The 12,046-nt window shown below is 53.3% G+C and carries 13 protein-coding genes and 1 pseudogene; 10 read left to right on the top strand and 4 right to left on the bottom strand.

What is annotated here, in order from left to right; genetic code table 11:
- The first annotated feature begins 1 nt into the window (after nt 1).
- From AC3WJN_RS14485 to AC3WJN_RS14465, 5 genes are all read left to right on the top strand, one after another.
- Entirely contained in the window at nt 2–934 is a 933-nt protein-coding gene (locus AC3WJN_RS14485; protein ID WP_005833739.1) for an ABC transporter permease, read from the top strand.
- A 9-nt stretch (nt 935–943) separates the two neighbouring features.
- Nucleotides 944–1,879, top strand: a complete 936-nt coding sequence (locus AC3WJN_RS14480; protein ID WP_206699011.1) for an ABC transporter permease — start codon at nt 944–946, stop codon at nt 1,877–1,879.
- Between the two features lie 23 nt (nt 1,880–1,902).
- Nucleotides 1,903–2,925 carry an ABC transporter ATP-binding protein gene (locus AC3WJN_RS14475; protein WP_026557784.1) on the top strand — a complete coding sequence of 341 codons (1,023 nt, stop codon included), beginning with the start codon at nt 1,903–1,905 and terminating at the stop codon, nt 2,923–2,925.
- Nucleotides 2,922–3,872 (top strand): ABC transporter ATP-binding protein, encoded by a 951-nt coding sequence (locus AC3WJN_RS14470; RefSeq protein WP_005833735.1) that lies wholly within the window; start codon nt 2,922–2,924, stop codon nt 3,870–3,872. The genes AC3WJN_RS14475 and AC3WJN_RS14470 overlap by 4 nt, the downstream gene beginning before the upstream one ends.
- A 246-nt stretch (nt 3,873–4,118) precedes the next feature.
- The gene (locus tag AC3WJN_RS14465; protein ID WP_290426461.1) at nt 4,119–4,862 is read left to right on the top strand and encodes a suppressor of fused domain protein; all 744 of its coding nucleotides are present in this window, start codon (nt 4,119–4,121) and stop codon (nt 4,860–4,862) included.
- Between the two features lie 52 nt (nt 4,863–4,914).
- On the opposite strand, the gene AC3WJN_RS14460 is transcribed toward AC3WJN_RS14465, so the two are convergent.
- The 4 genes from AC3WJN_RS14460 to AC3WJN_RS14445 all read right to left on the bottom strand — a co-directional run bounded on the left by AC3WJN_RS14460 (nt 4,915) and on the right by AC3WJN_RS14445 (nt 8,056).
- Nucleotides 4,915–5,982 carry a hypothetical protein gene (locus tag AC3WJN_RS14460; protein ID WP_290426462.1) on the bottom strand — a complete coding sequence of 356 codons (1,068 nt, stop codon included), beginning with the start codon at nt 5,980–5,982 and terminating at the stop codon, nt 4,915–4,917.
- The gene (locus AC3WJN_RS14455) at nt 5,966–6,505 is read right to left on the bottom strand and encodes an RNA polymerase sigma factor (protein WP_005833729.1); all 540 of its coding nucleotides are present in this window, start codon (nt 6,503–6,505) and stop codon (nt 5,966–5,968) included. The genes AC3WJN_RS14460 and AC3WJN_RS14455 overlap by 17 nt, the downstream gene beginning before the upstream one ends.
- 282 nt (nt 6,506–6,787) lie before the next feature.
- Entirely contained in the window at nt 6,788–7,165 is a 378-nt protein-coding gene (locus AC3WJN_RS14450; RefSeq protein WP_122952538.1) for a DUF3899 domain-containing protein, read from the bottom strand.
- An 18-nt stretch (nt 7,166–7,183) separates the two neighbouring features.
- Nucleotides 7,184–8,056, bottom strand: a complete 873-nt coding sequence (locus AC3WJN_RS14445) for a LysR family transcriptional regulator (RefSeq protein ID WP_327953572.1) — start codon at nt 8,054–8,056, stop codon at nt 7,184–7,186.
- Nucleotides 8,057–8,187: 131 nt separating this feature from the next.
- On the opposite strand from AC3WJN_RS14445, the gene AC3WJN_RS14440 reads away from it, so the two are divergent.
- From AC3WJN_RS14440 to AC3WJN_RS14420, 5 genes and pseudogenes are all read left to right on the top strand, one after another.
- Nucleotides 8,188–9,084, top strand: a complete 897-nt coding sequence (locus AC3WJN_RS14440) for a PhzF family phenazine biosynthesis protein (protein WP_007783351.1) — start codon at nt 8,188–8,190, stop codon at nt 9,082–9,084.
- Nucleotides 9,085–9,438: 354 nt separating this feature from the next.
- Entirely contained in the window at nt 9,439–9,867 is a 429-nt protein-coding gene (locus AC3WJN_RS14435) for a hypothetical protein (protein WP_005836938.1), read from the top strand.
- A 239-nt stretch (nt 9,868–10,106) separates the two neighbouring features.
- A pseudogene (locus tag AC3WJN_RS14430) lies at nt 10,107–10,622 on the top strand (aminotransferase class IV); the annotation flags it as partial.
- A gap of 26 nt (nt 10,623–10,648) precedes the next feature.
- A complete protein-coding gene (locus AC3WJN_RS14425) occupies nt 10,649–11,092 on the top strand; it encodes an ABC transporter transmembrane domain-containing protein (protein ID WP_005837148.1) in 444 nt (147 codons plus the stop codon).
- Between the two features lie 415 nt (nt 11,093–11,507).
- A partial coding sequence (locus AC3WJN_RS14420) for an ISL3 family transposase (RefSeq protein WP_492329297.1) occupies nt 11,508–12,046 on the top strand: 539 nt, incomplete at its 3' end.

Here is a 12,046-nt window from a genome sequence, read left to right as displayed (position 1 = left end):
CATGTCAAACTACCTGGTGAAACGCGTTTTGATGATGATCGTCACGCTTTGGATCATCGTGACGCTGACTTTTTCCTTGATGCATGCCATTCCGGGAAATCCGTTCGCCTCCGAGTCGGATCAGTTGCCGGAGCAGATTTTGAACAACCTGCGGGCAAAGTACAATCTCGATCAGCCGTTGCCCGTCCAATACGTGCTCTATTTGAAAAACTTGCTGCTGCTCGATCTGGGGCCGTCGATCAAGTCGGACTCGCGCGGCGTCAATGACATGATCGCCGACGGCTTTGGCGCTTCGGCCTGGCTGGGGGCGCAAGCGATCCTGATTGCGCTCGTGTTCGGGATCACGTTTGGCATCGTGGCGGCGCTCAACCGCAACAAGTGGCTGGATTACGTGGCGATGGCCCTGGCAGTACTCGGGGTAGCGATTCCGAGCTTTATTATGGCGCCGCTGCTCATCAACTTTTTTGCGATCAAGCTCCCGGTTTTTCCGGTGGCGACATGGGGCACGTGGATGCATACCGTGCTGCCGTCGCTCGCCCTCGCGTTTGGTCCGGTCGCCGTCATTACGCGGTATATGCGGGCCAGCATGATTGAAGTGATGAACCAGAACTACATCCGCACAGCGGAAGCGAAAGGCATTCCGATGTTCATCATCGTGCTGCGCCACGGAATCCGCAACGCGATTTTGCCTGTCGTGACGTTTCTCGGCCCGTTGATCGCTTCCTTGATTACCGGAACGTTTGTCGTCGAGAAAATTTTTGCGATTCCCGGCATCGGGAAATATTTCGTAGACGGCATTTTTAACCGCGATTATCCCGTCATTTTGGGGACGACCATTTTTTACAGCGCGATTTTGATCGTGACGATTTTTTTGATCGATATCGCATATACGCTGATCGACCCGCGTATCAAGCTGACCAACAAGGAGAGATAGCCTGTGGCGATGGAACAAAGAGTAGACCCGTTATTTCGGCCGCTGACCAAAAATGTGCAGGCGAACGTCATTGCCCGGCCGAGCCTGAGCAACGGACAGCAAGTCATCCGCAAGCTGGCGAAAAACAAGCTGGCAATGCTCGGGCTGTTCATTATCGTCGCGCTCGTGGCGATGGCGATTATCGGACCGAGCCTCGTCCCGTACAGCTACTCGGATCAAAGCCTGCTGACGAAAAATCAGCCCGTGTCGTCAGAGCACTGGTTTGGCACCGATGAACTCGGCCGGGACATGTTCGCCCGGACGTGGTACGGAGCGAGAATTTCCTTGACGATCGGGGTAGTCGCTGCGCTGATCGACCTCGTCATCGGGGTGACGGTCGGCGGGATCGCCGGCTACATGGCCGGGCGCGGCAAACGCGGCGACCGCATCGACACGATCATCATGCGCATCATTGAAGTGCTGTACGGCTTGCCGTATTTGTTGGTCGTCATTTTGCTGATGGTGGTCATGGAGCCGGGCATGTTGACGATCATCATCGCGCTGTCGGCCACCGGCTGGGTCGGGATGGCGCGGCTCGTGCGCGGGCAAATTTTGCAGTTGAAAAACCAGGAGTTCATTTTGGCTGCGCAAGTGCTCGGGGCCAAATTCAACCGGATTTTGCTCAAGCATTTGATTCCGAACACGTTTGGCGTCATTATCGTAAACTTGACCTTTACCATTCCGTCCGCGATTTTTGCCGAGTCGTTTTTGAGCTTTTTGGGACTGGGCGTGCAAGCGCCTGTGGCGAGCTGGGGGACGATGACCAACGACGGGCTGGGCGTCATTTTGACCGGAGACTGGTGGCGGTTGTTTTTCCCGGCGCTCATGATCTCGCTTGTGATGTTCGCTTTTAACGTATTTGGCGACGGCTTGCAGGATGCGCTCGATCCGCGCCTGCGCGACTGATGAGGGAGGGAGAGGAAATGACGATGAATCAGCATCTGCTTATGATCGACAACCTGCGCGTCAACTTCAAGACTTACGGTGGCGAGGTGCAGGCGGTGCGCGGCGTCTCCTTTCACGTAGACAAAGGAGAGACGGTCGCCATCGTGGGAGAGAGCGGCTGCGGGAAGAGCGTCACCGCACAAGCGATCATGGGACTGATCCCCAACCCGCCAGGCAAAATCGTCGGAGGGAGCATCGTTTTCGACGGACAGGAAATCAGCGGGCTTGCGAAAAAAGAACTGCTGGGCATTCGCGGCACGCAGATCGGGATGGTGTTCCAGGACCCGATGACGGCGCTCAACCCGACGATGAAGGTCGGAGCGCAAATCGTGGAAGGGTTCGTGCGCAGCCAGAAGGTCACGCGCGAGGAAGCGCGCCAGCGCGCCGTCGAGATGCTCAGACTGGTCGGCATTCCGGACCCGGAAAAGCGGATCGACCAGTACCCGCACCAGTTCAGCGGCGGTATGCGCCAGCGTGTCGTGATCGCGATTGCGCTCGCCTGCCAGCCGCGCCTCGTAATCGCCGACGAGCCGACTACAGCGCTCGACGTGACGATTCAGGCGCAAATTCTCGATTTGCTGAAGCGGCTGCAGGCAGAGCAGGAGCTGTCTGTCGTCATCATTACGCACGACCTCGGCGTCGTGGCGGAAATCGCGCACCGGATGGTCGTTATGTACGCGGGCATGGTCGTGGAGACCGGAACGGTCGAGGACGTGTTCGCCAATCCGCGCCATCCGTACACATGGGGCCTGATGCGCTCCCTGCCGCGGCTGGACGAGGGAGAAAAGCAACGGCTGGTGCCGATTGAGGGAACTCCGCCGGATTTGTTTGATCCGCCAAAAGGCTGTCCGTTTGCAGCACGCTGTGATTTTGCCATGGAAATATGCGACCAGCAGATGCCTGTCACAACCGACTTCGGGTGCGGCCATCAGGCGTCTTGCTGGCTGCACGATCCGCGGGCGCCGCGCATCGAGGAATTGGTCGCCGCAGGGAGGCAGGGAGTATGACAGAAGCGTTAGTTGATGTACGCGATTTGAAAAAGCATTTTTCCATCGGGCCTGGCTTTGACCTGAAAGCGGTAGATGGCGTGTCTTTTACGATTCAAAAAGGCGAGACGCTCGGCCTGGTCGGCGAGAGCGGCTGCGGCAAATCCACGCTGGGGCGGACGATCATCCGGCTGTATGAGAATACGGCAGGAGAAGTGCTGTTCCGCGGGAAAAACGTCCACCAACTGCGCGGCAAAGAAGTGGGCCAGTTCAATCGCGATGTCCAGATGATTTTCCAGGACCCGCAGGCGAGCCTCAATCCGCGGATGACGGTCGAGGATATCATTGCCGAGGGGCTGGACATTCATGGACTCGCCAAAGGCTCGCGCCGGGAGCGCGTCTCAGAGCTGCTTCAACTGGTCGGCCTGCACAAAGACCACGCCCAGCGGTTCCCGCACGAGTTCAGCGGAGGCCAGCGCCAGCGGATCGGCATTGCCCGTGCGCTCGCCGTCGAGCCGCAGTTCATCATCGCGGACGAACCGATCTCGGCGCTGGATGTCTCGATCCAGGCGCAAGTCGTCAATTTGCTGGAAGATTTGCAGCATGATCGCGGGCTTACGTATTTGTTCATCGCCCACGACCTGTCCATGGTCAAGCACATTTCCAACCGGATCGGCGTAATGTACTTGGGCAAAATGGTCGAGCTGGCGGCGAGCAACGAGCTGTACGCCCGGCCGCTCCACCCGTACACGCAGGCGCTGCTTTCCTCTGTGCCTGTCCCCGATCCGACGGTGAAGCGCGAGCGGATCGTGCTGCAAGGCGACTTGCCAAGCCCGGCGAACAAGCCGAGCGGCTGCGGCTTCCGCACGCGCTGCCCGCTCGCCACCGCGCGTTGCGCCGAGGAGGAGCCGAAGTGGCTGGAGGCGGAGCGCGGACATTGGGTAGCGTGCCACTTGATCGAAGCATAAGGAAAAAGGAAAGACTCGGGAAGGACGCCTCGTCAAAAGGGCGTCCTTTTGCGCATGCTGGTGGTGAAGGGCGAGAGATAGCGCTTCTATGTCTCGCTGTTTACAATAGTTATTTTTTTACATATAGTAAAGTGATCTGGGCTGAAAGGAAAGTGGGGGAGCGATCGGCCAATCACTGCTCCCCGCTCCCGAAACCAGCCAAAACTGCCGATGTAACGGAAAACAGGAAGAGAGCGAGGACCTGCCATGAATTTTTTCAAAAAGCTGTTTGGCGGTGTGGAAAGCAAAGAAAAGGCAAAGGACGGCACGGCGATATACACCTACAACCAGCAAGCCGCTTTTGAACCGCTCGCACCGATGCAATACGTGGAAGAGATCGTGACCCACTTTGAAGCGGTGTTTGCAGGCAGAGACAGCAGTGTTTTTCACGAGATTATTTCCGATACTATCCATATTGACGTGAACGTGATGAGCCCTACGGAAGAAGAGCCGTTTTGGGTGTTGTACACAAACGGGATGAGCGATTTGCCGATGACGATTCCGGATGAGATTCAGGAGCAGATGGAAGAGGTGGTCGATCGGGCGGAAGTGATGATGTTTTTGCCCGGCTCCTGGGAACTGACAGAAGAGTCGCTGCAGGATGAAAACAACTACTGGCCGATCCGGCTGATGAAGCAAATGGCGCGGTTTCCGCACCAGTACAATACGTGGCTGGGGTACGGGCACACGATTCCGAACTACGAGAACTATGAGCCGTATGCGGATGGGACAGGCTTAAACGGCGTGATTTTGTTTCAGTTGTCCGAAGAAGTCAGCGTCATTTCGGCAAAAGACGGAACGAGGATTCACGCTTTCTTCTTGCTTCCTTTATATAAGGAAGAGATGGAGTACAAGCTGGAGTACGGCATGGATGCGTTGTTGGAAAAACTGTTTGCCCTGGGCGATGACGCGCTCATTTTAAACCCGAACAGAGCAAATACGTGCAAGTAAAACAAGAGAAAGCTGCCGACCGTGGTTTTGGGTCCGTAGCTTTCTCGCGTTTTTAGTCCATGCTGATTTGATAAAGATTGCCTGCATCGAGATCGTGCAGGAGAATGGAGAAGCTTGGTTTCCCCGGGCTTCGCAGCACATAGCCGCCCCAGTCTTTGCCGCCGTGCGCCGTATATCCGCTGACGTCCACGCCAAAAATGGCTTGAATCAGCGGCCTGGTCACGGGAATGGCTTCATCGCGCGCTTTGATGTGATAGTCATCGGTTACATGGGTCACTTTGTACACTTGCCCCGTTTTCGCGCCGATTGTCACCGAATAGCGCCCTTGTTCATTGCTGAGCAGCCACATCTCTTCGCTTTTGTCTGACCGTTTTTCGGCCTGGGAAAAGGACAGGTGGCTGTCGTTGGCGAAACGCTGCAAGGCTGTTTTCGCGATAGAGACTACTTTTGGATCTACGTCTTTCGGGTTGTAATGCAAGCGGAAGTCAACCACTCTGTTTGTGGCAAGATCGACGGTGACGTACTGTTGGTCCGCTAGCGGAAAGGAAAAATAGTGCACCCCCGTGCTTTTGAAAAACCGGGCTGTTTGCAGGTGAACCTGCTGGGAAGCTTCCTGGAATGCCTGCTGTGCCGTTTCTGCATATTTTTGCTGGGACGGCGTCAATTCGTTGAGCGCAAATTGGGCGGAGACCGTGCGAACTTCTGTCGTGCCAGGCTGGAACGTCACGATGGCTGCGTAATCTTTCGCGCGCACAATCGTGTATTCCGCTTCTTTTTCAAGCTCGGCAAAAGGAAAGGTTTTCGCAATGCCGCTCGCTGTTTGCACGGCTTTTTGCGCAGCGGCAAAATACGTTTGCTCCTCGGGAGTCAAAGCTGCATGGCCCGCCTGTTCAACCGGAGCGGAAAATGGTTGCAACCAGAAAAAACCGAGCAGCAAGCCGCAAGTAATCAGCCCGTTTGCCATCCAGCCGTAATACCTTTTTCGTTTGTTCACTTTTTCCAGTCGACCTCCTGCTTCGCGCACACCTTCTAGGATCGCCTGTCTTCGTTCCCGGGACAGGCTGGGCTGCGGGAATTGATTCAGCTCTTCCAGGATGATCTGCTCATCTCGTGATGGCATCGTGCATCACCTCCGCAATGGAAACATGCATGTTATTTTGAATTGCCTTCATTGCTCTGTGCATAGTGAGATTGACCTTGGCTTCGGTCCATCCTAAAACCTCCGCCGTCTCCTTGCTCGACAAACCTTTGATTCCGCGCAGGATCAAAACGTCCCGATACGAACGCTTCAACTGATTGAGTATCTCGTACAGCAGACGTTTGTTTTCGCTTAGCTCCAGTGACTCTTCCGGTGTTTTATCGCGGGAAACGAGATGCTGCAAAAAGACATCTGGCAGCCAGTCGATTAGTTTGGCTCGGCGCCTTTCATCAATCGCTACGTTTCGCGCAACGGCAAACAGCCACGTTTTTGGATTCTCAATCATCTCCGCTCGCCGTTGCACAGCTTTCAGCGCACGAACAAAAGTCTCCTGAACCAGATCGTCAATATCGGTTCGTCCGGTATAGTAGACGAGAAAGCGATAGACGTCCTGGCTGTATGCGTGAAACCATTGCTCGATGCGGGCGCCCGTACGCTCATCCAATGTGTTCCACCTCCTTGACACTGTAAAGACGGATAAGCTGCGGGCAATCTTTCAGTTCCCGCATAAAAAAATGGGAGAGTTCCGAAACGGGGCCGTCAAATCCGTCAGATCGCAGCAAAATCGGGCAGTAGCTGGCGAGTCCCCGCCAAGTGCCAAAGCAAAAAGGCTGCCGACTTGATCGACAGCCTGGGACGTCGCGAAAAGCGCGGACGTCTTTTTCGCTGGGGAAAATCTTTTTCCCACTCGCCATCGAGCGGTCCTTCCCCCGTAGCCAAACGCTGTTTATAAATAGTAGAAACAGGTAAGCACCAACGAAAATACGATCATTCCGGTCCCGGAGGAGAGAAACAGGGTCGTTGCCGCTCGCATGGCCGCTTCTTTTTTTTGCGCAAAAACGGGGTCGTCTCCCCGCACCAGATCGCTGTCCATCAGCCGCGGCTTGCGGAAAAAGAAGCTTTTCAACTGCTGGAAGCCGCGCAGAAAGATGGTGAAAAAACCGGAGCGGGTCACGACGACAGCACATCCGGCCATCAACAGGACGAGGCCGAACAGAAAGCTCTGGTTGATGTAGGGCAGCAAGGCAGGCGACTGGAAGCTCAAGCCGAGCGCGAAGCTGCTGACGACAGCAAGAACAACAATGAGTACAGGCCATTTTTTCAAGGTGAGTGCACGTCCTTTTTACGATAGGGTAGAAAAGCGCTGGGCCAGTTGGATAAAAGCGTGGACGGCTGGCGAGGCATCGCGCAAGGAGCGCACGGCGACGCCGATTTCGCGTTTCAAAGGCGGCGAGAGCTCGCGTGCGGCTACGGACGAAAGCGGCTCGGGCAAAGTAAGCGCAGACACGACCGTCACCCCTACGCCGGCTTCGACCATGGCGAGAATGGTAGCGTTGTCCGCCACCTCATAGGCGACATTTGGCGTCAAATTAGCGGCGGCAAAAGCCGAGCCGATCAGAGCTTCACAGCCCGCCATCGGCATGATGAACGGCTCAGCCGCCAACTGGGACAGCGCAAGCTCCTTGGCTGCCGCAAGCGAGTGGCCGACAGGCAGGACGGCCAGCAAAGGGTCGTGCAAAAGCAAGACGCCTTCCAGCTCATCATCTGGCCAGGGAAGAAAGCCAACGTCTACGACGCCTGTGCGCAGCCACTCTTTGATCTCCTGGTAGCTGCCTTCAAACAGCCGCGTGTCCAGCTCGGGATAGGAGCCGTGCAGCGCCTTCAACAGCCGGGGCAACATCTGGACGGAGACGCTCGGAAACGCCCCGATGCGAATCGTCCCGGACAGAGAGCCGCCGTTCGCTTCTGCCGCGATTCGCTTCATCTGGCTGACCTGGTTCAGCACAATCCGGGCCGAGGCGGCGATTTGCTCGCCTGTAGCGGTCAGCCTGACTCCCCCGCGCTCGCGGATGAACAGGGAGATGCCGAGCTCTTTTTCGAGAGAGCGGATCGTGTGGCTTACGCCCGACTGGCTGAGGCCGATTTGCTCCCCGGCGCGGGTGAAGTTGCCCGTGTTCATGACCGCAATGAGTACTTCCATTTGAAACAACGTCATCAAGGCCGTCGTCCTTCCATGAAGTTTTTATCATGTCTGACATGCCAAAGCTTCATTTTACAAGTCCGGCTCTCCCGACTAAGATGAGAAGCAAGAGCTGCGATCACAGGTGAAAAGGGGAGAGGAAGCGAATGAAAAACATACGTGTCTATCATGTTGACGCATTTACCCGAGAACCATTTGCGGGAAACCCGGCAGGCGTGGTTCCGGATGCAGGTACTTTGACTTTACCGCAAATGCAGAAGATTGCCAATGAGTTGAATCTTCCTGAGTCGGCCTTTTTGCTGCCGGCCGAGCACCCCGAGGCAGATTTTCGCATCCGCTATTTTTCGCCGACCGTCGAAATCGACTTTTGCGGCCATGCGACAGTGGCCTCTTCGTGGGTGCTCGCCACCGGGCTGGGCTGGCTTGCCAAAAGCAGCCGCATCGTCTTTGAAACAAATGTAGGGCTGATTCCGGTCGAGCTGGAAACGGCGGAGGGCAGGCTGCAACGGGTGCAGATGACGCAAATCAAGCCGTCGGTCAAAGAAATCGCGCTCGATCGCGAAGCCGTCGCGCGGATGGTCGGCATCGCCCCTGACGATCTGGACGAGCGCTACCCGCTGAAGCTCGCCTCGACTGGCGGCGTGCACCTGCTCGTGCCCGTCCGCAGCCGCGCGGCGATCGACCAGGCCGAGCCTTTGTTCGCCGAATTGGGCAACCTGAACAAACAGCACGGAATCACAACGACGCACCTTTTCACGACGGATGCGTCCAGCGGTTTCGACTTGTACACCCGCGACTTCGCTCCGGCGATCGGAATTATGGAAGACCCGGTTACAGGAGCCGCGAATGGCGCGTTGGCAGGTTATCTGGCGCTGGAAAAGCTGCTTCCTGCCGGAGAACAGCATCATTTGGTCATCGGCCAAGGCCACGCCATCGACCGTCCGGGAACGTTGTACGTGACGGTAGACACGACTGGGCAGGACCCGGTTGTTCGCGTGGCGGGCGCGGCGCACGTGACGATTGCGGGACTTATGCGCGTGTAGGGAAAAGAAAAGCGAGTGGAAAAGACGTTTCTGGGGCCAGGGGCGTTTTTTTTGTTGAGGGCGATGTTGGTTTTGAAAAAAGAGGAAAAATACAAATAAGCAGATGGCAAGCGGCCGGAGCGTGCTCGCCTGAAGACATGAGTTTCTGATTTCCGCCGTTTTGTAGATCAAACGGTAAAATGGCTGATGACACAATCAAGGCTGAATTTCTCATAGCAAATGAGAACAAAGATGTTGAAATCTCACTTCCTGTCGAAAAAGTTGATGGTGAATGGAAATTGATAGTGGATGGGTCTGTTACAGTTGAAAACAAGTAAATTTAATTAACAAAAATTATGAAAGGGTGTATAAAGTATGAAATACGATAAAAAATTTATCGTGACTGCATTGTTTGTAGGGGTATTGGCAATTTCTTCTTCCGCGTACGCAGGAGTAGTAGATTACTGGGAGTTTAATGATTTCCATAATGGCTGGAGCAACGGTGGTTATTTGTATACAGAAGATGCATTTTCAACAGATTCTAATGAGGAAGTAACTATTAAGTTTTGGCAAACTACTGGGGATAGTTCTGCTCCAGCAAAAATTCAGTATGGAGTTGTTGAGGATGTTTGGTATGGATGGGAATTGTATGGAGATACCGAGACATTCACAATGAACAATAGCGCTGGCAGATTACAATCTCACACCTTCTCTGATATTCCCGAAGGTGATGATTATCATATTCGAATGGTGGCTAAAACAGCACGTTACATGGATGGTGGCGGTAATGTAAATATCCCTTAAAAATAGCACCTTATTGTTTTGAAGATTTTTCCATAATCGGTATAATTATATTGGAGGTGAGATAAATACAATGCGTTGGTCATTGCTAGTTCTATTGCAACTTCTTGGTATTTATGTTGCTTACAGAGGTTTCGCGCTATTTACAGAGGAGGTAACAGGAACGGGAATTGCAGTTTCAGAATTTGGTTTCCTGATAACTCCTCCCTAGTGGTTCCGTCGATCAGGATAATAGTTTACATTTAGGCACATCAATTTGGAGGAAAGTGGGCGATAATGCTATACCGCCAAGGGCTAAAACTACTGGGAGTTATATAAACGCAGCCCTAGCGACAGATGATGCGATTCAAAGCGGCTATGATGATGGGGTGATGCTGACTTCAGATGGACATGTTGCTGAAGGAACTTCTTCCAATCTATTTATGGTACGAGGAAACACTTTAATTACATCCCCGGTTTCAGATGGAATATTGGAAGGAATTACGCGACAAGCAATTATGGAATTGGCAAAAGACGCAGGTCTCAAAGTGGAAACACGGACAATTGACCGCTCAGAGCTATATGTGGCATCTGAAATTTTCCTTTGTGGGACCGGTGTGCAAATTTCCCCTGTCTATATGGTGGATCACCGGAAAGTTGGGAGCGGTATGGTCGGTGAGATCACGTTAAAGATAAAAGAAATGTATTTTGACGCAGTTCGGGGTAAGAATCGGTCATATCAGAGTTGGTTGACACCAGTTTATCGAGATCGCAAATAGATTTTATTAAAGGAGCCTAGTCAAACATGCAAACTGTATTGAGTGAATATAAAGAACTAACCAAAAGATATCTTAGACCGCAACTGACCAAGATTCTGATTCTATTGATGATTGTTTTAATTGGTTCGGGCCTGCAGCTTCTAGTTCCGCAAATTGTCAGATATTTTATCGATTTGGCCACTTCTGGGATATTTCAAGACAGTTTGTTGACGACGGCTATCCTTTTTATAGCAGTAGCAGTAGCTTCACAGATGGTAAATATTTTGGCAAATTACATTGCACAAAATCTTGCGTGGTCGGCCACCAATGAGTTGCGTTCTGATATTGCCGCGCATTGCTTGAATATGGACATGACCTTTCATAATAGTCGAACCCCTGGTGAAATGATTGAGCGTGTAGATGGGGATGTGTCGGTACTAGCAAACTTTTTTTCACAGTTTTATGTCCAGATTTTAGATTCATCACCATAACCCGTGCTAGACATTGAAAAAACGCAGATGTTCCTTTATCGTGGGAGTTGTCGAGACAACCACTGAAAAGGAGGAAATCTGCGTTGTGCCTTGATTTTAGCACAGACTTTATCAGACTTCCATCATTCCATCTCACACATTGGGAAAAAACAAAGAAACGGATTGGATCGCTGTTCTGGAACCGCATTCTGCCTGTCATCTTTGTCCGATCTGCCTCGGAGCCAGTACCAACCATGCACGTCCTGGACGGCGTATTCTTCGTCATCGCTTCGTTCCTTCTTGGGGGACCGTCTGGGTATCCGTTCCCGTGTATCGCCAGCGCTGTGCTAGTTGTGTGCTTACATGGACAGTGGAATGGAACGGTATCCCGCCTCGAGGATCCGTCACCTCTGCTTTTCAAGAGATGGCGGTGGATATGTGCCGCAGTCGGGATTGGCTCTCGGTTGCCAAGCAATTGAGTGTGGCCTACTCGACACTCGAACGCTGGTACTACCAACTGGCCCCCCAACGCCTTGCTCAACCAAAAGAACATGAAGCTCCTGAAGGCGTCTGTCTGGATGAGTTTGCTCTGCAAAAAGGACATACGTATGGCGTGAACCTCATGGATGCTCAAACCGGTCATATCTGGCAAGTCACAGAAGGACGTTCACGTGAACAAGTACGACACGCGCTGCAGCAATGGCCTTTTCGTAAGGCTCCCCATGTAGTTGTCACGGATTTGGCTCCAGGAATGGCTGAAACCGTACGCCAGGTCTGGAAGCATACCCTTGTGGTAGCAGATAAATTTCACGTGATCCAGCTTTTCTCTAAAGCGTTGGAAGCTACCCGAAAACGCACTCATGCTCGTGGAACACATCGTCGGGGCAGACATGAGCAACGCCTGCTCCATACGATTCCTGACAAGCTGAAGCCCGAAGAGCTTCAGGAACTGAAGATTTGGTTAGCAGAAGATCC

It is taken from the genome of Brevibacillus sp. FW306-2-1A-C05A (assembly GCF_058781555.1).
The sequence above is the reverse complement of the archived record's forward strand: the minus strand, read 5'-3'. Positions and strand labels throughout refer to the sequence as shown.